The organism is Nostoc sp. 106C (assembly GCF_002154725.1).
Taxonomy (GTDB): Bacteria; Cyanobacteriota; Cyanobacteriia; order Cyanobacteriales; family Nostocaceae; genus Aulosira.
Window position 1 is genome coordinate 79,645 of the sequence record NZ_MTAW01000075.1, and the last position, 24,501, is coordinate 104,145.

The window sequence follows — 24,501 nt, forward strand, 5'->3', positions numbered from 1 at the left end:
GTATTCATGAATGTTAAAGATTCTCAGGGTGCTCGTTTCACAATCTATAGCAGATTCATCAAGCCTGTATTAGATAAAGCTGTAGCAGTGATTGCCCTATTCATTGTTGCTCCCGTAATAATAATTGTGGCGATCGCAATTTACATTAGCATGGGTAAACCAGTTGTTTTTGCTCAAAAGCGTCCAGGAAAAAAGGGGCATATTTTTACATGCTACAAATTCCGCACGATGACAAATGAGTGCGATTCTAATGGCAATTTACTACCTGATAATCAACGTATTACAGGTATTGGTAGGTTTCTGCGGAAGACCAGCCTAGATGAACTACCTCAATTATGGAGTGTTCTCAAAGGAGATATGTCTTTTGTTGGTCCTCGACCGCTACTTATCGAATACCTACCTTATTATTCGGAGCGTGAGCATAAACGTCATTTAATTCTTCCTGGGCTTACTGGATTAGCTCAAATTAATGGACGGAATAGGCTGTCATGGGATGAGCGTTTTCAATTAGATATTGAGTACGTAGAAAATCAATCCCTCTCTTTGGACCTATACATCTTATTTAAAAGCTTTTGGAAAGTGCTCATCGCTAGTGATGTTGATGTAGCTACACAAATAGAGGACTTTGATGAATATCGTCGAAAACAGATGCAATCGCGTTTAGAAGAGAGCTTTAGTTATGACAATTGAAATATTTTCACTTTTGGAGATACTTCCCAATCTTAGGCAATACACAAACATTGTTTGAATGGGAATCTGCTCTTTCTTGGTAGAGTACCTTCAGTGAACAAACACACTGACGCCATGAGTTGACACTTGGCCTCACTATTTGGGAGATCAAGGGTTACAAATAATTCTGGACAACTTTTGAGAGTCATTGTGCAATCTCAAGGCGTCACCACTTAGTAACTATTGATTATAAAGACCTAGTTCGTTAATAATTAAATCATTAAAAATGGAACTTTCTTGGCAAACAATACTCGATTTGGAAAAAAAATATGGGGATTCTTTCTTTATCCTCGATAGCAAAAAGTTTGAAAATAACTATCAAGACTTTCTGCAAGAATTTCGTTCAATTTATCCTCGTACTAACCTCGGCTATTCTTATAAAACAAATTATATTCCCAAAATATGTCAGATTGTTAAGTTTATGGGAGGCTATGCAGAAGTTGTTTCTCAAATGGAGTATGACTTAGCGATCGCTATTGGTGTTTCTCCATCGAGAATTATCTTTAACGGTCCTTTAAAACCTAAAGAAGATATTGAAAGAGCGATCTTGGCAGGCTCTATAGTTAACTTAGACTGTTTAGAAGAAGTTGAAATAGTTAAGGCATTAGCCCAAAAATTGCCAAATCAGAAAATTGCAGTAGGACTGAGATGTAATTTTGATGTGGGTGTAGGTCGTATCTCCCGATTTGGATTTGATGTGGAAGGAGGGGCAATAGATCATGTTTTTAAGGTATTCAGAGAATTAAATAATTGTTCTGTTCAGGGATTGCATTGTCACATTTCTACATCAACAAGAAGTATAGAATCCTATACCTTACGCACTCAGAAAATTATAGAATTCAGCGATTATTATTTCAAAGATAAACAGCCAAAATTTATTGATGTAGGAGGTGGTTTTTTCGGCAGAATGAACTATGCTTTAAAGCAGCAATTTGATTGTTATATACCTAACTATCGTGAATATGCAGAAGCGATTGCACCTCTAATGAGAAGTAGATTTCCTGATGATTCTGGTCCGGAGCTAATCATTGAGCCTGGTGTAGCCGTTGTTGCAGATGTACTAAAGTTTGTTAGTAAAGTCGTTGGGCTTAAAACAGTAGGCTCACGTCAACTGGCTCTGGTTGTTGGTAGCATTCATAATGTTAAGCCAACTTTAACGGAAAAAAAATTGTCATTACTAGTTTATAGAAACGAGGAAACCTCTGAAAGTAAAAACTTAAATGGTCCAGTTGATATAGTTGGATATACTTGTATGGAACATGATTGTTTATATAAAGATTATCCTGGTAACATAGGTATTGGAGATTATGTAGTTTTCGAAAATATAGGTGCTTATACTGTAGTATTCAAACCTCCCTTCATTCGCCCAAATCCTCCTATTATTAGCTATGATTCTATCTTGAATGAATATGATCTGATTAGAAGGAGAGAAACATCTCAAGATGTGTTTTCTACTTATGTCATATGAAAGGCAAAAATATGAATATTATGTTGACTTGTGCGGGAAGACGGAACTACCTTATTAAATACTTCCAAGAAGCCTTAAAAAATCGTGGACTCGTATTGGTTGGTGATGCTAGTTTAGAAGCTCCGGCACTTCAGGAAGCAGATGAAAGTTTTTTGTTGCCATCTGTACATCATCATGACTACTTTGATAAGCTGCTTGATATTTGTCAACAAAAGCAGGTTCGTTTGTTGATACCGCTCACTGATTTAGAATTGCCATACTTAGCAAAACAACGCGATCGGTTTCTAGAAATAGGAACTTTTCCTTTAGTTTGCTCGCCAGAAGTGGTCAATATTTGTTTTGACAAGTGGGCGACCTTTGAATTTTTACAAAAAATCGGCATCTCTACACCAAAAACATATCTTTCGCTGGCAGAAGCTCGTCATGCTTTAAAATGCGGTGATGTCTCTTTTCCTTTAGTCGTGAAACCTCGTTGGGGAAGTGCGTCTATTGGGATTGAATACCCTGACGATGATGAAGAATTAGAGTTAGCTTATCGGTTTGTGAAGAAACTTCTAGCCAAGATATTCTTAGGAGATGTGAGTTTATCTGAGCCTGAAAAATCTATCATCATTCAGGAGCGGCTTTCCGGACAAGAATATGGTCTTGATATCATCAATGACTTAGATGGTCGTTACATCATTACTTTTGCCAAGCGTAAACTAGGAATGAGAGCCGGAGAAACAGATCGGGCAATTACAGTGGAAGATGACCAATTCAAAAAGCTAGGTGAGAAAATCGGTCGGGAATTAGGGCATATTGGTAACCTTGACTGCGACGTTATTGTTAGCTCCAAAGGTTACTGTGCACTAGAAATGAATCCGCGCTTTGGTGGCGGATATCCGTTCTCCCATATAGCAGGAGCCAATCTTCCAGCAGCTTTAATAGCTTGGATTAATGGAGAGAAACCAGATATAAGTTGGCTCAAGGTTGACAAAGATATCAAAAGTTCTAAATGCGATCGGCTAGTCAAAATGAGCCACTAGAAGGGCATCTCTATTTCGTATGTAAAAAATGATTTTTTAATCCAAAAACTTCATTATGAAAGTTACTTCCCTCGGTCATGCAGGTTTAAATGTAGAAACCAAAAGTGCCACTATACTTATCGATCCCTGGCTATCTCAAGAAGGAGCTTTTCTCGGTTCATGGTTCCAGTATCCAGATAACTCTCACTTGATGACACCCTCATTACTGAATGCAACTGCGATCGCTCTTTCTCACGAGCATTTAGACCATGTTGACCCTTGGTTCCTCGCCCAAATACCACCACAGACACCGACGATTATCCCTCGTTATCCCTCGTCGGTATTGAAGCAGAAAATTGCCGCAGCTGGATTAAAGAACATTATAGAAATGCCACAGTGGCAACCAATACAAGTAGTTGAGGGAATTAATGTATTCTTTGTGTCAGAAGAGTCACCGATGAACCATGACTCGGCTGTGATAGTTGTTGGTGATGGACAGACACTACTTGATCTCAACGATGCTCGCTTATCAGTAACTCAACTTCGCAGCATCCGTACCAAAGTGGGTGGAGTAATTGATGTATTAGCACTGCAAGGCGCAGGAGCTTCTTGGTATCCTATATGCTATGACTACCCCGAAGCACGTAAAACCGAACTTTCTCAGCGTAAGCGTCTAGCTAAGTTTAACTATTTGGAACGAGTGATCGCATCTGTTGAACCAGTAAATATTATTCCTTGTGCAGGGCCTCCTTGTTTCCTAGATCCAGAACTGACTTGGGTAAATGCTGAGATGGAAGAGGGAATTTTTCCAGATCAACAGCAAGTAGTAAATTGGCTAAGAAAGAGGAAAATTTACAATACCATGAGTTTGTTGCCAGGTGATGCTTTTGATATCACTACCAATCAAAAACAAACTGATCCCATCTGGAGTGATTTTTCCTTTAGTGAGAGTGCTTCTTACCTAAAAGACTATGCTGAGCGTAGAAAGGTGAACATTGCGGCATTGAAAGCTCGTTATCCTCAACCTACTGAGTCTCTTTACTTACCATTTCGGGACTATTTTCAGCACTTATTAGCAATGAGTCCTTACTTCAACAGCAAAATCGGAATGCGAATTGGCTTTGAGATCACAGGCCCGGGTGGGGGAAAATGGGCAGTCGATTTTCGATCGGGTAAGGAAGGAGTGTATGACGAGATGGGCGAATGTAGCTATGGATACCGTTTTGCGTCAAGATGGCTGCCTTCGCTGTTGGATGGTTCCTTGCTTTGGGAAGACTTCTTTCTGTCTTTACGATTTCAGGCTTGGCGAAATCCAGATATTTACAACGACCATCTTTTAGGACTCCTGAAATTTGCTTGTCCCCAGTCCTTGCAAGCTGTGGAGGATTACGAAAACGCAATGGATTCCCAAGAGCGGATGACAATTCACTGCGAAGGGGATAATTACTTAGTACAGCGCCACTGTCCCCATGCAGGTTTTGACTTGCAGGAGGTAGGAGAGGTGTTACCCGGAGGGGTTCTCCGCTGTCTAGGTCATCACTACGAGTTTGATTTAAATACTGGAAAATGTCTCAATGGAAAATGCAAGCCACTTGACAGCAAGCGCACGATTTAGGTCATGCAGATGAATAAACCTATTCTCCTCTCAACTCCTCACATGGGTGATCGCGAATTAGAATTCGTTAAAGAAGCCTTTGAGACTAACTGGATTGCCCCTGTTGGTCCCCATGTAGACGCTTTCGAGCAAGAATTTTGTCAAGTAACTGGGGCTAGTCATGCTGCGGCTGTCAGTTCTGGTACAGCGGCTTTACATTTGGCTTTGCAATTAGTTGGCGTTAGATATGGGGATGAGGTCTTTTGTTCTACCCTAACTTTTGCTGCTAGCGCCAACCCAATTACTTATTTAGGGGCAAAACCAGTATTTATTGATAGCGATCGCACTTCTTGGAACATGAATCCCGATTTGTTAGCAGCAGCGCTAGCAGCACGCGATCGCATTGGAAAATTACCCAAAGCTGTGGTGCTGGTGCATCTATACGGTCAAAGCGCAGATATCGAGCCAATTTTAGAAGCTTGCGATCGCTATGAGGTTCCTTTAATTGAAGATGCAGCCGAAGCATTAGGCGCTACCTACAAAGGACGTTCCCCTGGAACTTTTGGACGCATTGGCATTTATTCTTTTAACGGCAATAAAATCATCACCACTTCTGGCGGTGGAATGTTGGTTTCCGACGAATCAGAACTGGTAGCAAAAGCGAGGTTTTTGGCAACCCAAGCACGCGATCCGGCTCCCCATTACCAACACTCAGAAATTGGCTATAACTACCGTTTGAGCAACGTTTTGGCTGGTATTGGTCGAGGTCAGTTGTGTGTTTTGAGTGATCGCGTAGCTGCTAGAAGACGCAACTTTGAAATTTATCGGCAAGCTTTGGGTAATCTGCCAGGAATAAAATTCATGCCAGAAGCAGATTTTGGACGCGCTACTCGCTGGTTAACTTGTCTAACGATTGATCCAAAAGCCTTTGGTGTAGATCGAGAACAAGTACGGTTAGAACTTGCCAAACAACAAATTGAAGCCCGTCCTGTCTGGAAGCCTTTGCATCTACAGCCTGTATTTGCTAATTGTGAATGTATTGACAGATCTGTAGCGGAAGAATTATTTACACAAGGTCTTTGCTTGCCCTCTGGCTCTAATCTGACAGATGAAGATTTAAAGCGAGTAATTGATGCGATATTCGCAGTGCACTATAGCAATCGAACCATGCATCTAACAAATTAGATTTTATCTTCTAAGCCTTAACAGGATTCTATCATTGAATTCAATATATCTATTATAGAATAAAAAAATAAAAAATTTTATTTATGGAATCACATACAGCTTATTTAACATTTGATAAGTATTGGCAAATCCTGAAGCGCCGATGGATACGAAGTTTAGGAGTCTTTATTCCTGTTTTTCTGCTTTCTCTATTAGCTTCATCTTTAAAAAAACCTTCTTATGAGGCAGAAGGAAAGCTACTCTTTCAAAGAACAAACACCATATCCTCTCTAACAGGAGTAGGAGCAGAGATAGGTAAGTTAGAAGCAGTAGCACAGGATCAAAAAACCAATCCATTAAACACAGAGGCAGAAATTATACGTTCTGTTCCCCTTGTACAAGAAACTATAACCAGACTTGTCTTGAAAAATGATAAAGGGATGGTATTAAAATCTAAAGAATTCCTGGAACAGCTTACTGTAAAAGAGATTAAGGGAACTGATATTCTACAAGTTTCCTACAGGGATAGGTACCCTGAAAAATCTGCAAAGGTTGTTAATACTGTGATGAATGCTTATTTAGAGCATAACGTATCTTCTCGAAGAAAAGAAGCAGCGGCTGCCCGCCAATTTCTGCAAAAAGAATTGCCAAACGCTGAATTAATTGTCAGAAAAGCAGAAGCTGAGCTAGCAAAGTTTAAAGACAAGAACAGAGTCGTTTCCCTGCAAGAAGAAGCAACTAAGGCGGTAGAAGTTATTACAGACTTACAAAAGCAACTTGGTGAATCTCAATCTCAAATTGCCAATGTCAATGCCCAGGCTGAAGATATCCGCAAGCAGTTGCGCATGAATTCTCAACAAGCAGTAGCTACGACTTCTCTAAGCCAATCTTCTGGAGTGCAAGATATCCTCAAAGAAATCCAACAAGTAGAGTCTCAACTTGCAGCTAGGCGTACTATTCTGCAAAATAGCCATCCTGAAATTATTAACTTAGAAACTAGGTTAGACTCCTTAAAAAGGATACTACAACAACGAATCAAACAAGTTGTAGGCACAACTCAACCACAAGTTAATGGCAATTTGCAAATTGGAGCGCTACAACAACAACTGACCACAGAACTTATTAGATTAGAGTCAACCCGTCTGGGTTTAATTGGTCAAGTTGCAGCCTTGTCTAACTTACAAGCAGCTTACAAACAACGACTTAATACTTTGCCCAGACTGGAGCAACAACAGCGCCAACTAGAACGCAAAGTACAAGCATCTCAATCTACTTATTTACTGATGCTACAAAAACTGCAAGAGAGCCAAATAGCAGAAAATCAGAATGTAGGTAACGCTAGTTTGATATCAGAAGCCCAAGTTCCCGATCAACCGATTTCTTCGCCTATGGTTTCGTACCTGAGTGCAGGCTTACTGGCTATCTTAGCAGCTGTGGCAACTATGTATATTTTGGAAGTAAGAGATAAATCAATCAAGACTGTTGATGAGGCAAAGGACTTACTGGGATTAACTTTATTAGGAGTAATTCCTTCCTTTGGCAAGTCCAAAAAATATACTCGTGGTAATGAAGAGCTAGAATTATATAGCTCTAGACTGATTGTTAGAGACACCCCTCGCTCGCCAATTAGTGAAGCTTACCGGATGCTGCGAGCAAACTTGAAGTTTATGAGCGCTGATAAAGAGTTAAAAGTTATTGTGATCACCAGTTCTGTCCCAGGAGAAGGTAAGTCAACAGTAGCTGCTAATTTAGCTTTAGCAATGGCGCAGATGGAGCGTAAAGTCTTACTCGTAGATGCAGATTTACATCGTCCAGTTCAGCATAAAATTTGGGATTTAACTAATACTCAAGGTCTAAGTAATGTAATTGTTGGACAAGCTGAAATTAAAACAGCTATCAACAAAGTTATGGATAGTATGGATAATTTGGATGTTTTGACTGCTGGAGTAGTGCCTCCCTCTCCAGCATCTCTCCTTGATTCAAAACGTATGGCTTCTTTAATGCAGAGTTTTGCTGTCAACTACGATTTTGTAATTATTGATGCTCCCTCATTAAACGTTGCAGCTGATGCAGCTACATTGGGCCAAATGGCTGATGGTGTTTTGTTTGTAGTTCGTCCTGGGGTAGTTGATTCTGTTCACGCCGCTATTGCTTGTGATATTTTAGAAAAATCTGGTCAGAATGTTCTTGGACAAGTTGTTAACGCAGTTATTCCCCAAAATGAAAGTCATAGTTACTACTATTTCACCAAAGAGAGTGATTTTCAAGAATATTCTGTTGCCACAACTCGCAAATGAAGGAATTCGGAAAATTGACGTTGAGCCAGTAGCGATCGCAATTCAGAATTATATTATCGATGACAGTCTACAGCACATTTGCAAGTTGGATGGCTGTAGACTGTTTATATATTTGAATTAGCTATACAACGGCTTAATCCATTGCCATTCTTTGGTTAAACCTTCTCTAAGGGATACTTCTGGCTGATATTTGAGAATTTCTCGTGCCTTAGATACATCAGCAGCGGTGTGACGCGCATCTCCCATCGCTTTTTCTATGTGGTTTCTTTTGATTGGTTTGCCAACTATCTCTGCCATCGTATCTAGAACTTCTGCTAAAACGACTCTGCTACCACCACCGATATTGAATATTTCCCCAATAGCTTCGGGGATAGTGGCCGCAGATAAATTGGCGGCTACAGCATCACTCACAAAGGTAAAATCTCGCGTTTGTTGACCATCCCCATAAACGGGAATCGCTTCATCTTGTAAAACAGCTTTGAAAAACTTATGAAATGCCATATCAGGGCGTTGTCTCGGCCCGTAAACTGTAAAATACCGCAGAGATACAAAAGGTACGCCAAAGTTTTTGTGATACAGCCCACATAAACGCTCAGCTGCTAGCTTAGTGATGCCATAAGGAGAGACAGGACGAGGCGCAATCCCCTCGTGGGTGGGTAAGGTTTCTGCATCACCATATACGCTAGATGTAGAGGCAAACACCAGCCTTTTGAGGTTTTTTGCATCTTTAGCTGCTTCTAATAAAACTTGCGTTGCATTAATATTGCGTTCAGTGTAAGCTCGGAAACCTTTTCCCCAACTTGCTCTTACGCCTGCTTGCGCTGCTTGATGATAAATTACTTCTACATTCTCGAATAGTGTTTGCCAATCCAAAAACTGAATATCTCCTTCAATTAGTGTAAAGTTAGGAAAAACTTGTAAGTTGGCAACATTCTTTTGCTTGAATGCAGGGTCATAGTAATCGTTAAATTCATCGATGCCAATTACTTCTTCACCTTGTTGCAGCAATGCTTCTGCAAGATGAGAACCAATAAATCCTGCTGCTCCTGTAACGATGATTTTAGCCATATTCCCTATTCTTGCTGATCTGTATATTCACAGGGTAATACTTAGAGTCAGTAAAAGTTATGACTTCGCAAATATTTTAGATTCAATCTTTTGAAGAATCCTTGACGTTACATTTCTCCCTTGTATGCTGCTAATAACTGCGGAATGTGGTCATATCCATCTACACCAATAATTGCAATGATTTTAGAACGATGTTGTTGCAAGAAAGTTTGGAAAGCTTCTGTTCCTATTTGTCCTTGTAAAATTGTCAGTAGCCCTGCTGGTTGCCGCCATTCACGAGAAGCAATTTGCTCCAACAAATACATACCTAAGCTGCCAGTGTAAATTGCTTTTTCAGAATTTTGGAGATGATAATAAGCTTCAGCCAAGTAAGCTAAATTGCGACCTTGAAGATATAAATCACCGGAAACCTGTGATATTTTAAAACCGTCTTCGAGATATTTAATTGCATCTTGCGGCTGCCCAATAACTAAATAAGCAATTCCTAAGCTACTAAAACATAAAGCTTTACTTTGAATATCGCCTAATTGTTCTGATAACTTTAAGCCTTGTTGCAGATAATTAATTGCCATTTCATAAGTTTCTGGTTCTAATTGTTCTAGTTCTTGGGCGTGCATCACTTCGCTATAGCCTAAATTGATCAGCGCATTTGCTTCGCCTGTGCGATCGCCTACTTGTCGGCTGAGTATCAATGCTCGTTGACTATTGTTAATCGCCTCGACATAATCTTGCTCCTGGACGTAAGTACGGCTGAGGTGGTTAAGATTGGCAATTTCACAAGGGCGATCGCCTGCATTCCTAGCTGTCTCTAATGCTTGTTGATGGAAATTGATGGAGCGTTGATATTGCCCTAAAGCACGCTGGGAATAGCCTAAAATGGTCAAAATTCTTGCTTTTTCTTGAGTTCCCTCGACTCGCTGCAACGGTTCGTCTAGATAATCTAAGGTATCACGTAAATAGTTACCAGCAAAAGAGGCGAAAATGCCCCCATAAAGCGGAAAATATGGACGTAGGGCAAAGTTACGCAGAATCTGGAGCATGATTTGAGAAGCACCATTACTGTAGACTGCGGCAATGCTTTGAAAACCACTAGCCAACTGACTCCACAGCACTGCAAAGGTTAAGTAGGTTGAGATAGATAACTTTGAACCTGCTTGCACATTATAGGTTTGTTGGTCAAACCAGTTGACTAATCCCCTTTGTAAATATTGCAGAATCAATGTCAGTTCTACCCAATCACTCAAGGTAATACTGCGCTGCTGTGCGGCAAATTCAATTGCAGATTGCTCCATTGCCAAGGTACGCAGTAATGCTTGGGGTACTTGGCTATTCACCTGCTTTGCCCAAGTTGCCCAAGGGCCACTTTCTCCAGGTACACCCCCAAATCCCAGTGCTTGATTTTGCTCGTACATCCAGCTAACTAAATAGTCTTGCAATCGCTGCCATGAAGCCAAACCCCGGTTAATTCCTATCGATATCTGCTGTAAATCAGAATCAGCCTGAGCAAATTGCTGTAAAGATTTTGCTAACTGCTGTAGCTGTTGCGAATTTAGCGGATACTTTTGATTAGGATCGGTAAAACGAAGAAATGTTGCCAGACGTTCATCATCTGAGGCTGTGGTAATTTCTTTCACACCAGAGACGATCACTTCTGTAGCTTTGTTGTGTTCTTGCCACCTTTGCCATTGAGTCTGAATTGTCTTAATTGCTCTTAAACTCCGGGTAGCCTTGGCTTTCTTGAGTTCATCCTTTTCACTATCTACTTGATTTTGGATCTCACTAAGGCGATCGCTCAAAACTAGCTCAAACACTTCTCCTGTGCCGGGATTCACCCCTTTTAGTAATATTTGGTACACCTGCTCTACAGAGCTAATTTTGCCCTTGAGGGTGGTGTCCACAATTTCGTCGATTAAAGCAAGGTAGCGATCGCGCAATGGCACAGAGTCTGACACTTTAGCTACTGGTGAATGTACGTCATCTTTATTCTAATTCTAGTCTTGGTAGAAGAGTGAAAAGATGAGGGGAAGCGGAAGGGGAAATAACTAATTAATAGCTCTTGACTTTTGACAACTTCTCAATTCAATTACGTCCGGCGAGATTGGCAACTACTGTGGCTAATTCAGCGGGATTCACAGGTTTGGAGACATGAAGTTGAAAGCCTGCTAACAGAGATCTTGTACGGTCTTCAGCTCTTGCATAAGCTGTGAGTGCTACTGCGGGAATTCTTCCTCCTTGCTCTGAAGGAAGAGATCTAAGTTGACGAATGAGTATGTAGCCATCTGCTTCTGGCATACCAATATCACTTACCAGTACATCAGGGTGGAATTGCTGCACGGCAATTAGGGCGTCAGCAGCAGATGCAACTGTCATAACTTGAGCACCATACTGTGACAAAACTGTAGTGATTAATTGCCGAGCGTCTTGCTCATCATCAACGACTAACACACGCACGCCATCAAGTGATGGGTTATTTAGGGAAATTTCGCTGTCAACGGAGGAAGCATCCAACACTGATGTTGTATTCTCTACATAAACAGCTCTCATCGGCAAATTCACAATAAAGGTTGCCCCTTGGCCAATTCCTGGGCTTTCAGCAGAGACTGTACCACCGTGCAATTCTACCAAATGACGCACGATCGCCAGTCCTAAACCCAATCCGCCATGCGATCGCGTGCTAGAGCTGTCGGCTTGACGAAAGCGCTCAAATACATAGGGCAAGAAGTCAGCAGCAATTCCTCCCCCTGTATCGCTCACCCGAAGTTGAATGTGAGAATGTATGCGTTCTAGTTGCACATCTACTCTGCCGCCTTTGGGTGTGAACTTGACAGCATTAGAGAGTAAATTCCAAACAATTTGTTGCAAACGATTGACATCGCCTACCACCACCCCTACTGTCGGATCAAATCTGCATTCAATGTGAATTTCTTTAGCATCGGCAGCTGGATGTACAGTTTCAATTGCTGCTTCTACAACTGGTATAAGTTCTACTTGCTGGAGGTTCAAGGAGAGTTTGCCTTGAATAATCCGAGCGACATCCAAGACATCTTCAATCAGTTGTGCTAGAGCCTTGGTATTGCGGTTAATTGTCTCTAAGGCACGGGCTGTGGTAGTTTCATCAAACTTGCGGTTTTTGAGTAACTGTGTCCAGCCCAGTATAGCGCTGAGAGGGGTACGCAGTTCGTGGGAAAGGGTGCCTAAAAACTCATCTTTCATGCGGTTGGCAGCTTCGGCTTCGGCTAGTAGTCGTTCGCGTTCTTGCTCTGAGAGTTTGCGCTCGGTAATATCAAGCATGAATCCATGTAGTAGCTGCGGCTTACCCTCACTCCGCAAAACATTCACAATGTCATATATCCACACTACTCTGCCATCTGCTGTCAACATTCTGTATTCAAATTCATAATTATCTAATGTCAGCGAAGACTCTATACAATACTTAACTGCCCACTCCCGATCCTCTGGGTACATGTGTTCTTCCCAAAAATTTTCGGCGTACCAGTCTGTTGATGGATAACCGAGAATCTCCATAGTTTGCGGTCCCACATAAGTAAAATTCCCTGTATTAGCATCCACCGCCCAAGGAATCACACGGACTTTTTCTGTAAGTTTTCTAAAGCGTTCCTCACTCTGTTGAAGAGCTTTTTGAGCTTGCTTAGTCTCTGTAATATCATTGATTAGGGCAACAAATCCTTCTACTTCTCTGTGTTGATTAAACTGGGGAACATAAGAGATGTTAACGTCATGAGCGATGCCATCTAGAGAATAAATTTGGCTTTCATAAGTTACTGTTTCTCCTGATAATACTCGTTCTACATAAGGACGAACTACTTCATAAACTGATTCACCGGCAATCTCTTTGATGTGCTTGCCATAAACTTCAGAGGCTTTGATCCCATACCATTCTTCGTATTTTTTATTGTTAAAGCGGTAAAGTTGTTGAGCATCCACATAGGAAATAAATACAGGTACAGCATTTGTAATTAAGCGTAACTGCTCTTCTCTTTGGTGCAGTGCTGCTTCTACTTTTTTGCGTGCAGTTAAGTCTAAACAAAATGCGATAATTTCTTCTGGCTCACCTTCATAATCCTGCAATAATGCAGCACCAAACAAAATCGGAACGCGACTACCATCTTTGCGGATGTATTCTTTTTCAAAGGGAGTCGCAACACCATTTTTTCTGAGTTCTTCTGCGGCATGTGCATTTAAAGATAGGTATTCTGTTGGTGTCATGACATTCCAACGCATCTCACCTGCAACTATATCTGCAAAAGTGTAGCCAGCCATGTTTAGAAAATATTCATTGGCATAGTGGATACTACCGTCGAAACTAGCAAAAGCAACACCAAAAATATTAGATTCTACTAGCCTACGAAATCGTTTTTCACTCTTTCTAATTGCTGCTTCTGCTTGCTTCCGTTCTGTAATATTACGCCATACAGCAATTCTGACATTGCGACCTTTATAAACAGAGTTTTTGCCGAATACTTCTAAACTTATAGCAGTTTTATCTCTTTTTAATCCAGTTATCTCATAAGGCTCGTCATAACAAGAATTTATATTTTCCGATAAAAGTTTTTGTGATTCTGGTATTAACAAATCTGTGATCAATATACCAATTAATTCATCAATTTCATAGCCAAACATTTTGGCGAAAGCTGGATTAGCATCTAGAATTTTTCCATTGTCGTGAATTACAACACCTTCAATAGTGGCATCAGCCAAGGCAAAAAATCTACTTTGGCTTTCACGCAAAGCATGTTCTGTTTGTTTGATAGTGCTTAAGTCAAGAACAAAACTGATTACTTCTTCTATCTCGCTTGCTAATAAGGCAGAACCTATAAGGATAGAAATCCGGCTGCCATCTTTGCGGATATATTCCTTCTCAAAAGGCTGGCTTACACCTTGATTTCTTAGTTTTACAATGGCGCGATCGCTAATTTCTTGATATTCTGGCGGTGTCAGATCGCGCCATCGTACTTGGTCAGATAAAAGTTCTTCCCGCGTGTAACCTATCATTGTTAAGAATGCATCGTTAGCCTCAATAATCGCCCCATTCATGTCGGCTACAATTACTCCAATAATGTTAGACTCGGCCAACCGTCTAAATCTGGCCTCGCTTGCTTGTAGCTTCTGCATACTTTTCTCTAGACAATGTTTGGCATTATGTAACTGCGAGTTCAGCCAGCTGATGAGCGTTGTTACTAGCACAAACAAGCATAAGCGCAAGATGCTATCTCTAGGGTAAATAAAAGGCGAAGATACAGAAGGGATAAAAAAATATGTGACAGCGATAGTAGCCAAAGCAGTAGCCAATAACCCTGGTTTCATACCGCCATACCAAGCACTCACCGCCACAGCAGCAAAAAATAGTAAAAAAATGGTTTGACTGAGCAGTGGCTGTAACAATATTGTCAGTAGTAATGCAGTACCAACTGCCAATACTGCTACAACATAAGGCACAAGTCGGAGGATGATTCCTTTCAAGGTGGCGTCTCCTGATGATGCAGCTAACTGAAGGGAATTTTGCCACAATTAGCTAAACAAAGCGATTACTTAATACCTATTTTGCCTTGAATAAATAGCTAAGTAAATAATAAGTTTTGGCAAATCTATCTTAGGTAGTAAAAACTAGTACCCATCTTTAATTAATATTATTGTATATTCGCAGAATTTATGAAATTTCCTTTATCTTCTCTAGATTGGCTTTATACATTGCGGTAATTCTTTCAGCAAGGGAGTTACTTGGACTGGAGAAAGCTACCAAAAGCGCTGTTTTACTGCTTTTATTTGCCAATAAAAAAATAATTTTTACAATTTAGATAAGATAGCGATCGCCGTCACTGAATTTAGCCTAATTTATTATGATGCAATAATAGTACACACAAGTTTAAGCGATTATTTTTTAGTAATTACTAATTATAGATATGAACTAATTAACACTTCTTAAAATCCATGCTTCCGCCAAGGAATTTACTAATCATCTAAGAATAACTCTGGTTATGTAATTGGAAATCAATAGGTATAAATTGTCATAAACATATTTTTGACTATGGCTCATGGCTAAATTTTCTCAGCTATTGATTCATAATCAAAAGACTATATGCGTACATTTTGCGCTATTAGTAATTAAATGTGAAAACGCCGGGAGAAAGCTCTACATGGCTCGCACCCCTACATTAACTTTTGATCGCGGTACACTGATACTGCATCCCCCGCCACGCGGTAAAGCCTGGATGGACTATGCCATCTGGGATGATAGGGTGGAGAAATTCCGTATGCCGGCAATTCAATATCGTTCTTTAGTCGAAGCACTGCAAGCAGAAGAGGCTAACTTTATTGATGAGGCGAAGGAATTTTATCCTTTAGATTTAGTAGCTACTCTGGAAATGGAACCCTATCCCCACCAGAGTGAGGCGTTGGCGGCGTGGAAACTAGCGGGAAGACAAGGGGTAGTGGTGCTTCCAACGGCTGCGGGAAAGACTTACTTGGCACAAATGGCGATGCAAGCCACACCGCGCACAACGCTGATTGTCGTGCCAACTTTGGATTTGATGCATCAGTGGTATGCACATTTAGTAGCGGCGTTTCCTGATGCGGAGGTGGGTTTATTGGGGGGTGGTTCTAGAGATAAAACACCTATCCTGATTGCAACTTACGATAGTGCAGCCATTCATGCCGAAACCTTGGGAAATCAATACGGGTTGTTGATTTTTGATGAATGCCACCATTTACCGACGGATTTTAATCGCGTGATTGCAGAATATGCGATCGCACCCTATCGTCTTGGACTCTCCGCTACCCCAGAACGTACCGATGGTAAACACGCTGATTTAAATATCCTCATTGGTAGAGAAGTATATCGCAAACGCGCTGAAGATTTAGCTGGGAAGGCCTTAGCAGAACATGAAATTGTCCAAATTAAGGTGAAATTATCCCAACACGAACGGGAAAAATACAACGAGTTAATTCAACTCCGCAACGATTTTTTACGAGAATCGCGGATTTCCTTAGGAAGTATTCAAGGTTGGCAAATGTTTGTGCAAATGAGTGCGCGATCGCAAAATGGTCGTAGAGCGATGTTAGCACATCGTGAAGCCAAGGAAATTGCCTTGGGTACTGATGGTAAATTGCGAATTTTAGCTAATTTATTGGCGAAACATTTCCCTGAAAGAATCATAATTTTTACTGCTGATAATGCTACCGTCTACCGGATTTCCCAAGAGTTATTAATTCCCGCAATTACTCATCAAACACCTGTGAAAGAAAGGCATGAAATATTAACTAAATTTCGCGAGGGTGAATATAATACCTTGATTGCTTCTCATGTGTTGAATGAAGGGGTTGATGTCCCAGCGGCTTCGATTGCGATTATTTTATCTGGTACTGGTTCGACTAGAGAATATATTCAACGTTTGGGGAGGGTGTTGCGCAAGGGAAATATTGCCAATAAGCAGGCGATATTATACGAAGTAGTGGCTGAAGATACCAGTGAGGAGAGAACTTCGGCGCGGCGTCGGGGGATGGAGAAGAGTAACGTAGACGCGCAAGCGGCTTCCCGTTCGACGAAGTCGTTCCCGGAGGGTAGGGTACCGCCAAAGCGCAAAGGACACGAAGAAAAGAAGGAAAAGAAAGGACATTTACAAGTTGTGTATGGAACTGGAAAAGAAAAAAGTGCCAAGGCTGCGGAACAGTTAGAGATCAATTATTCAACCAAGCGCAATGAAGACTCCTCAGATTTAACATAGTTAATAATTCAAACTTATTTCCTCTCTGTGCCTCTGCGCCTCTGCGTGATACAAATTCCATGTTACCTACAGACTTACTAATGCACCGCCACAACGGCGAAGAAATCATCCCGAAGCGATTAAAAATTGATGATAAACATTTAAATTTAGCTAATGAGTTAATTACTTATTTTCAAGCAGCAGTTGGCAAAACTCAGGGGATGCTAGAACGCCAACTGACAGATTTTGAAGGAGACAATACAGATTATCGCGTCAAACGAGGTTTGGCTTATATTCTCAAAAGCAGTTTTTGCACCTTTGAGGTGGTGAGTCCCCTGGAACCACCAATGTTAAGAGAAAGGGTATTTGCGCTGTCTGCTAAATCTGTTCCTAGTAAAGAAACAACACAACTTACTTTAAGTAAAATAGCTGATGAATTAACTCATGAACTTGAGCGAGAAGTTTTACCACAACAGGTTCATGATGGACTATATGCGGATTTAGCTGAGAATAAAATTTTGACGGTTTTTGATGCACCCACAGCGCAAGATTTATTGCATCGATATAATTTATCGCAAGTGCAGGGGGTATTTTATAAAGCCAGTCAATTGGTGTTAAATGCGCATCGCAATGTTCCAGGAGAATATAAGCTGTTATTTCGCTATCTGAAGTTATTTCAATTGATGGCTTATATTGAAGGCGATGCCGACCACGGCTTTACAATTACCATTGATGGACCGACGAGTTTATTTAATCCTAGTACGCGTTATGGGTTGGCGATCGCTAAACTTATCCCAGCCTTACTCCACGTGACTCGCTGGAGTTTGGCTTCTACCTTGCAAACCCGCGACGCCTATACCAATACCTGGAGAACTGGACGTTTTACCCTAAACTCCGAATGTGGTTTAGTCTCGCACTACTCCCCAGGTAAACCTTACGATAGTATGCTAGAAGCATCCTTTGCTGATAAATGGGATGCGCTGAAATCTGAATGGGCATTAGAGCGGGAAGTTGATTTAATTCCTATTCCTGGGAGTGTGATGATTCCCGATTTTCGCTTAGTACATCCCGATGGACGTACATTCTTATTAGAAATTGTTGGTTATTGGCGACCAGAATATTTACAAAAGAAATTTTCTCAAGTGCGGCGTGCTGGACGCGATGATTTAATTTTGGCAATTTCTGAACGACTGAATTTAGAAAAAGCTGGCGTGAAATTAAATGATGTTCCTGCACGAATTATTTGGTTTAAAGATAAACTATTACCGAAATCCGTGTTAGCTGTGATGGAGGAATCAAGGAGAAATTAAATGAGAAGTATAGAAACAATTGCCACAGTTACAAAAGATGGAAAAATTACTCTGCAATTACTGCTAGATATTCCAGAGGGTGAACATAAAGTAGTAATAGTGATTGATGAAACACCTGTAACAGAGAAAATCAAGCGGACGGAGAAGCGATTACCGCTGAAATTTTCTGCCTATCCTGTAGGTTTAGTTTCAGAAAACATAACTTTCCGTCGAGAAGACATCTATGCAGACGATTAATCATCCTGTCTTCATCGATACGAATATTTTGGTTTATGCAAATTTAGCTTTGTCGCCATTCCATGTACAAGCAACAAAACAGCTTCAAGAACTTGCAGAGCAAGGTATTGAACTATGGATTAGTCGCCAAACATTGAGGGAATATTTGGCAGCGATGACAAGACGAGGTGACTTAACTGGACAAATTCCTGTTGCATCCGTTGTCGCAGATGTGCGAGATTTTTCTACCTATTTTCGTTTGGCAGAAGATAACTCTTTAGTAACGCAAAGATTGCTGACACTTATGGAAACAATTCCTATTGGTGGTAAGCAAGTTCATGATGCAAATATTGTTGCTACGATGCTAGTGTATGGTATTCCTCAGCTACTCACTTAGAACATAGGTGATTTTGCTAGATTTTCTGAATTGGTTACTGTTTTACCATTACAAACATAAAATTTTTGCATAAGTAGGGTAGGCAATGCCCACCTTACGAATACCAAGATTTTTTACGTCTCCAATACTCAGCAACTCTTGCTTCCCACTGCTCCCAATAGTATTTAATCACATCAGGTTCCAACCAAAAAACCTCCGCCGGCATCTCAGGAATCGCCACAACCAACAGCGCATGATTTATTTCAATACCAAAATCTTCATAATATTTATTAGCTGCACCTATATATGCCGCAAGTTGCAGAGGATATTCATATAAACGCTCAATTGAGCCTTTAGGTTTATCAGCTGTTTTCCATTCACAAACACAAGGTATACCTTGATAGCTAGCAATACAATCAACCTTGCCAGAATACTTCAAATCATAATGAAAAACAGAGCCTTCAACGAGTCTAATGGTGTTGATTTCTTGTAAAACAGGCTTGATACTTTCCCAATAAGGAAGACTGGCTTCTGAACAGACAGGATTTTCCCCAAGAAGATAGCGCTCAATTTGCTTGTGTGTCTTCGTTCCGCGACGGCTTGCAGTAGTGGAAATGCGGCTTGCTTCTTCTGTACCCACACGTGCTTTCCAGTTTAGTAAGCGATCGCGATCTGCTTGGGGTTTGGTGGAATTCAGTATAGTTGTCACACTGGGAAGGCGATTTCCTTGATCATCTATATAATATTGTTTGCCATTTTCTCTAAGGGATTTGGCATCAATGTGTGGTAACAGTTGGATATCAAATGGCATTGAGATCCTTGATAAAGGTGGGTAAATATTGGGTAATCACTCTTATTCTAGTTGTGCTAATGCTTGATCAATATTCAAATGTATTTCATGTTCTACTGCCTTCATTGCTAAGATAAGTCCTTCATCTTCAATGTCTTCCAGCAAGCTTTGGAACTATGGCGATGCTTGCTGGGTGAAGAACATCTAGATGTTGCTAATAGCCTGAACAATCTGGCAGGACTCTACAACTCCCAAGGAAGATACAGCGAAGCCCAACCCCTATTACAGCAAGCTTTAGAAATTTTTGAGCGATTATTAGGAGCGAATCATCGTAATACTGTTACTGTAAGTGAAAATTTAGCATATCTTCGCGTAGGCATAGCCCGCCGTAGGCATCGCCTGACTTCAGAACAGTAAAATTCAAGTTCTCAGCCTCATCAATCAAGCTTTAATCTCCAAGTTTCGTGTTCTAAGCTCGACATTCCGTGTTCAGAACACGAAATTTCATGTTCCAAACTCGAAGTTTCGTGTTTTAAGCTCGATGTTCCGTGTTTCAAGCTTGACACTCCGTGTTCTGAACTCGAAGTTTCGTGTTTTAAGCTCGATGTTCCGAGTTCCAAGCTCGACATTCCGAGTTCTGAGGTGGAATGATGGTGTGATGAAGGCGATCGCTCAACTTCAGATTTTAAACGCACAAGCGTAGATGCAAAGCAGCTTATCGTTAGACATTGCCTAAAACTGTTCTACCGAATTGCATTGACTGCATTGACGCTACTGATAGTTAAAAAGTATATCAAGCTCTTCTATAAAAGGTATGCGATCGCTCTTAATTCAGATTCCTATTCTCCAACTTCTGGCGGAGGAATTCTCCTCTACGCTGTGTTAATAAATTAGGGACAACAAAATTAAAAAATTTCCAAATTTATCAGACAATCTCATTAATATTTATCAATATAGTGTTTTATTTTTAGATTATTTGCAACATTACTTAAAAGATAAACTTAACTTTAAGATAAATTAGAATTTATTGACTACTTAAGTATCTTTAATTACAATTAATTGTAAAGACTAAGCTAAAATAAGGTTCAAGAAATAAATCTCTTGGTGAATAACAACAAATAATACACAAAGAATTGGGATAAAACTTATGAACGCTAGAATTGTTGCTTTGTTAGCAATTATGACAGCTTTTGCAAGCTTAGGAAACCCGGTTCAAGCACAGTCATCAGAAGCATCAAACCAAAATCCCGAAAAATATTTAATAACTGGTGATTCTTTAACCGGAATTGATAACAGAAATGCCCAGCAAGACTTTAACAGTTTTTTTGAGCAAAAAAATCCTGTAATTGTTCCTAGTGCAAATAAGGTAAACACTAATATTTCAAAAGATTTGCAGCTTCAAGAATCTCTGTCAGCACCCAATAATTCTGTTTTCTTTGTACCTGTTCAGTCTTTTAATGGGAATGACGGAACGCAAGTACAGTTTGATTTGGGTAATAGTAAATAGCTAGGTCAAGGGTCAAGAGTCAAGGATCAAATGACCATAAACATCATTCATTATTCCTCCTTGTCCTCCTTGTCCCTTTCCTAGCCCCATTGTTTCTAAGATCGGCAAAATCTTTGAACTGCCTCAACTAATTGGTCGATTTCCGATTCTAAAGTAAAGTAATGAACGCAGGCGCGGACACAATCGGGATCGCGAATTTGCCGAATGAATAATCTTTCTGACTCTAAGAATCGCACTAACTCCAAAGTAGTTTGGGGTTGTTGGTTCGCCAGTTGAAACGAGACTAAACCGCTTTCGGGGGGAGAACTCCGCAAACATTTGACATCGGGTAAAGCCGCTAACTGTCGCCAGAGATATTCACTGTTGCGGCAAATTTGCTGATAGCGTTCCTCTGCGGTTCCCCATTGCTGATGGAGAGAGATCGCCTCTTTTAAACCAATGTACAATGGATAATCTGATGTCCCTACTTCGTAACGTTGTCCGTCTTTATTCCAATCTACAGGCTTGCCGCGATTGTCTAATACAACACTTCGCCAACCCACAAATGTAGGCTTCAAGCTGGCTTGTGCTTCTGGTCGAACATATAAACCACCTACACCAGCCGGGCCGCATAGCCATTTGTGACCAGTAAAAGCATAGAAATCTACCCCTAATTCAGTTAAATTTAAAGGCATTGCCCCAACAGACTGGGCAGCATCTACAACAAGTAGGGACTGATTATTCCGGCATACTTCAGCGATTTTGTCTAAAGGTAAAACTTGACCCGTATTCCAGAGGATGTGGCTTAAAGCTACTAGACGGGTATTAGGGCGTAAATGTTGAGCGATAACTTCTACAGGATCGCCTGCATTTAAAGTATCCATCAGGGGACAAGTGCTAACTTCCACACCGAATCTGCGCCCAATTTCTTGGGCAATAGCAACGATTCCTTGATGTTCGCAATCAGAAAGCAATATATGGTCGCCAGCTTGCCATTCAATACCCCACATGGCAATATTGCAACCAACAGTGACATTTTCTGTGAGGGTAATCGTAGTTGGTGCTACATTCAACTCAGATGCGATCGCTGCTTTTGTCGCTTGAACGCTTAATCCAATCCAGCGACCAACCTCATTACCAAAGGGGCCTAACTGCTGAATATGAGCTTGAGTTTCACTGATGGCATCCATTACCCCTTGAGCCATCGGTCCTTGACCCCCATAATTAAAATATGCCTTATTCGCTAATGCTGGAAACTGCTCTCGATGGCTATGCAAACTCTTTTGTGCGGCAGAAAGACTGGTCATACTAATTTTGGATTAAACTGGCAAAAATAGTGCTTTATACTTTGGAATTCAAGATTCTGAATTATTGTGCATCATTGCACCCAACCCCAAGGCATTATATTTATTTGGTTTACTCCCAGAAAGTGCTAATTCTTGCTAGCTTAAAGGAATGTTAATTAATGCCGATCTATTACTGCAATATCAACGCTGTAAGCGCCGACCTTTTTTAGATAGTCACGGTGATAAAAACCAGCGAGATACTCCCAATGAGTTGCTGCTAAAACTACAACAAGACAAAATTGCTTATCAAAAGAGTATTTTGGCTAACTTGTCTTACCATCAGCCTGATTATCCCAGAAGAGACTGGGAAGCGGGACAAGCAGCAACTTTAGAATTGATGCAGCGTGGGGTTGAGTACATTCGTCATGGAATATTGTTAGTTAGTTACGACGATTGGGCAAACATAGAAAGTGAAAATTTCTCTGCTTCCCCACATTATCAAAAATATACCCTGCTCAGCCGTCCAGATTTACTTGTGAAGCAGCCAGGACAATCTCGTTTTGGAGATTGGATATACGTGCCGGCAAATCTGGAAATGGGGAAGCGTCCTAAGCAGGAATATCAAGTTGGAGTTGCATATCATGCCCAAATCTTGGCAATTGTGCAGGAAGCAGCGCCTCCAACAGGTTGGCTGAAATTGCGTACCAGAGACACTACTTATGCAGTGGATTTACTCAAATGGACGCCACAGATGCAGCTGATTGTGGCGGAGTTGATTCAAGCTTTAGAGTCACCTGATGGGGCAGAAGTATTTATTTCCCGGCAAAAATGCAATCTTTGCCACTGGTACAGTCAATGTTATGCGATCGCCCAATCGGAAAAACACCTTTCTCTTTTACCAGGCGTCACACCAGTTCGCTACACTCAACTCCAAGCACTCTCTCTGACTACGCTGGAATCTCTTGCCAGTACCAGCCCTACGATACTGGAAAATCTTCCTGGTTTTGACACTGAGGTAGCACATAAATTAGTAGTACAAGCTCAATCTGTACTACAAAGTCGTCCGTTTATCTTACCCTATCCCCCACCAATAGAAACTATTACCTTCACGGCTCCCATTGAGATTTATTTTGATATTGAAGCCCAGCCAGACTTGAATTTAAATTATCTATTAGGGGTTTTGGTAGTCAACAGGCAAACCAACACAGAACAGTTTTATTCCCTGCTAGCAGAAAGACCAGAAGACGAAGAATTAGTTTGGCGACAATTTCTAGATTTGGTGTGGCAATATCCTGAAGCACCAATTTATCATTTTTGTGCCTACGAATTTGATACAGTCAAACGTCTGGCAAAGCTGTACCAAACTCCCTATTCATCAGTACGCCCTGTACTAAATCGATTTGTCGATGTGTATGAACAATTAATCCAAAGCGTAGCATTACCCATAGAAAGCTATGCCCTGAAAGCGATTGCGCGTTGGTTAGGATTTGAATGGCGCGACAAAGAAGCTAGTGGGGCTAAGTGTATTTACTGGTATGACTTGTGGTTAGAAACAGGCGATCGCACTTTATTGGAGATAATTCAACGCTACAACGAAGATGACTGCCGCGCCACCCGCAATGTCAAAGACTGGCTTGTACAATTTTTTCAGGAAGAGTATTATTTGCGCCCTGCTTAACAGAAGTCAAGAGTTAAGAGTTGAATGGCATTTCTTAGGGCCATTCGACTATATTAATGCACTAAAAGTTATTTTTATTTCAGTATTGTCAATTTGCGATCGTCTAACAAAATCGTATTGCTCCCGTATGTTAACGACCATGACTTTTGCTTTAGTCTGTGACCTGTGGAACTGAAAGAGTGTATGGTGAAATCGCCAAGATTTTAGGGAATCCTAAGAGAAATTCCTCTAGAGTGGGGTAATACCAATTTGAAAAAAGAATGCGACAGATTGTAGGGGCACGGCACTGCCCATTGGTGTCAACTTAAGCTCAA

Annotated in this window: 19 protein-coding genes; 13 read left to right on the forward strand and 6 right to left on the reverse strand. The window is 40.8% G+C overall.

Annotated features, from left to right (window positions below; genetic code table 11):
* Positions 1-6: 6 nt before the first annotated feature.
* The 6 genes from BV375_RS07505 to BV375_RS07530 all read left to right on the forward strand — a co-directional run bounded on the left by BV375_RS07505 (position 7) and on the right by BV375_RS07530 (position 8,256).
* A complete protein-coding gene (locus BV375_RS07505) occupies positions 7-690 on the forward strand; it encodes a sugar transferase (protein ID WP_086758883.1) in 684 nt (227 codons plus the stop codon).
* 265 nt (positions 691-955) lie between these two features.
* Positions 956-2,197 (forward strand): hypothetical protein, encoded by a 1,242-nt coding sequence (locus tag BV375_RS07510; RefSeq protein ID WP_086758885.1) that lies wholly within the window; start codon positions 956-958, stop codon positions 2,195-2,197.
* An 11-nt stretch (positions 2,198-2,208) separates the two neighbouring features.
* Positions 2,209-3,222 carry an ATP-grasp domain-containing protein gene (locus BV375_RS07515; RefSeq protein ID WP_166507402.1) on the forward strand — a complete coding sequence of 338 codons (1,014 nt, stop codon included), beginning with the start codon at positions 2,209-2,211 and terminating at the stop codon, positions 3,220-3,222.
* A 55-nt stretch (positions 3,223-3,277) separates the two neighbouring features.
* The gene (locus BV375_RS07520; RefSeq protein WP_086758890.1) at positions 3,278-4,816 is read left to right on the forward strand and encodes a Rieske 2Fe-2S domain-containing protein; all 1,539 of its coding nucleotides are present in this window, start codon (positions 3,278-3,280) and stop codon (positions 4,814-4,816) included.
* A gap of 9 nt (positions 4,817-4,825) precedes the next feature.
* A complete protein-coding gene (locus BV375_RS07525) occupies positions 4,826-5,980 on the forward strand; it encodes a DegT/DnrJ/EryC1/StrS family aminotransferase (RefSeq protein ID WP_086758957.1) in 1,155 nt (384 codons plus the stop codon).
* 83 nt (positions 5,981-6,063) lie between these two features.
* Positions 6,064-8,256, forward strand: coding sequence for a polysaccharide biosynthesis tyrosine autokinase (locus BV375_RS07530; protein WP_086758893.1), 2,193 nt, complete (start codon positions 6,064-6,066; stop codon positions 8,254-8,256).
* A gap of 117 nt (positions 8,257-8,373) precedes the next feature.
* On the opposite strand, the gene BV375_RS07535 is transcribed toward BV375_RS07530, so the two are convergent.
* From BV375_RS07535 to BV375_RS07545, 3 genes are all read right to left on the reverse strand, one after another.
* Positions 8,374-9,324, reverse strand: a complete 951-nt coding sequence (locus tag BV375_RS07535) for an NAD-dependent epimerase/dehydratase family protein (protein WP_086758896.1) — start codon at positions 9,322-9,324, stop codon at positions 8,374-8,376.
* Positions 9,325-9,431: 107 nt separating this feature from the next.
* The gene (locus tag BV375_RS07540) at positions 9,432-11,276 is read right to left on the reverse strand and encodes a tetratricopeptide repeat protein (RefSeq protein ID WP_086758899.1); all 1,845 of its coding nucleotides are present in this window, start codon (positions 11,274-11,276) and stop codon (positions 9,432-9,434) included.
* A gap of 127 nt (positions 11,277-11,403) precedes the next feature.
* Positions 11,404-14,805 (reverse strand): PAS domain S-box protein, encoded by a 3,402-nt coding sequence (locus tag BV375_RS07545; protein ID WP_166507403.1) that lies wholly within the window; start codon positions 14,803-14,805, stop codon positions 11,404-11,406.
* A 674-nt stretch (positions 14,806-15,479) separates the two neighbouring features.
* On the opposite strand from BV375_RS07545, the gene BV375_RS07550 reads away from it, so the two are divergent.
* The 4 genes from BV375_RS07550 to BV375_RS07565 are packed head-to-tail and all read left to right on the forward strand — an operon-like array spanning position 15,480 to position 18,968.
* Positions 15,480-17,066, forward strand: a complete 1,587-nt coding sequence (locus tag BV375_RS07550) for a DEAD/DEAH box helicase family protein (RefSeq protein ID WP_086758905.1) — start codon at positions 15,480-15,482, stop codon at positions 17,064-17,066.
* 59 nt (positions 17,067-17,125) lie between these two features.
* Positions 17,126-18,355, forward strand: coding sequence for a DUF790 family protein (locus BV375_RS07555; protein WP_086758908.1), 1,230 nt, complete (start codon positions 17,126-17,128; stop codon positions 18,353-18,355).
* Positions 18,356-18,592: a hypothetical protein gene (locus BV375_RS07560; RefSeq protein WP_086758911.1), complete on the forward strand. Its 237-nt coding sequence runs from the start codon at positions 18,356-18,358 to the stop codon at positions 18,590-18,592.
* Positions 18,579-18,968, forward strand: a complete 390-nt coding sequence (locus BV375_RS07565; RefSeq protein WP_086758914.1) for a type II toxin-antitoxin system VapC family toxin — start codon at positions 18,579-18,581, stop codon at positions 18,966-18,968. The genes BV375_RS07560 and BV375_RS07565 overlap by 14 nt, the downstream gene beginning before the upstream one ends.
* A gap of 94 nt (positions 18,969-19,062) precedes the next feature.
* On the opposite strand, the gene BV375_RS07570 is transcribed toward BV375_RS07565, so the two are convergent.
* Positions 19,063-19,758, reverse strand: a complete 696-nt coding sequence (locus BV375_RS07570) for a PD-(D/E)XK nuclease family protein (protein WP_086758916.1) — start codon at positions 19,756-19,758, stop codon at positions 19,063-19,065.
* A 147-nt stretch (positions 19,759-19,905) separates the two neighbouring features.
* Here BV375_RS07570 and BV375_RS07575 point away from each other — a divergent pair, with 147 nt between their 5' ends.
* Complete coding sequence (locus BV375_RS07575) at positions 19,906-20,154, forward strand: tetratricopeptide repeat protein (RefSeq protein ID WP_339376807.1); 249 nt, start codon at positions 19,906-19,908, stop codon at positions 20,152-20,154.
* A 20-nt stretch (positions 20,155-20,174) separates the two neighbouring features.
* Here BV375_RS07575 and BV375_RS35835 read toward each other — a convergent pair whose 3' ends face one another.
* Positions 20,175-20,432: a hypothetical protein gene (locus BV375_RS35835; RefSeq protein ID WP_143842024.1), complete on the reverse strand. Its 258-nt coding sequence runs from the start codon at positions 20,430-20,432 to the stop codon at positions 20,175-20,177.
* A 452-nt stretch (positions 20,433-20,884) separates the two neighbouring features.
* Between BV375_RS35835 and BV375_RS07580 the strand changes: the two genes are divergently transcribed.
* Positions 20,885-21,244, forward strand: a complete 360-nt coding sequence (locus tag BV375_RS07580) for a hypothetical protein (RefSeq protein ID WP_086758920.1) — start codon at positions 20,885-20,887, stop codon at positions 21,242-21,244.
* Positions 21,245-21,339: 95 nt separating this feature from the next.
* Here BV375_RS07580 and BV375_RS07585 read toward each other — a convergent pair whose 3' ends face one another.
* Positions 21,340-22,530, reverse strand: coding sequence for an aminotransferase class V-fold PLP-dependent enzyme (locus tag BV375_RS07585; RefSeq protein ID WP_086758922.1), 1,191 nt, complete (start codon positions 22,528-22,530; stop codon positions 21,340-21,342).
* A gap of 148 nt (positions 22,531-22,678) precedes the next feature.
* Here BV375_RS07585 and BV375_RS07590 point away from each other — a divergent pair, with 148 nt between their 5' ends.
* Complete coding sequence (locus BV375_RS07590) at positions 22,679-24,187, forward strand: TM0106 family RecB-like putative nuclease (RefSeq protein ID WP_086758924.1); 1,509 nt, start codon at positions 22,679-22,681, stop codon at positions 24,185-24,187.
* Positions 24,188-24,501 lie beyond the last annotated feature (314 nt).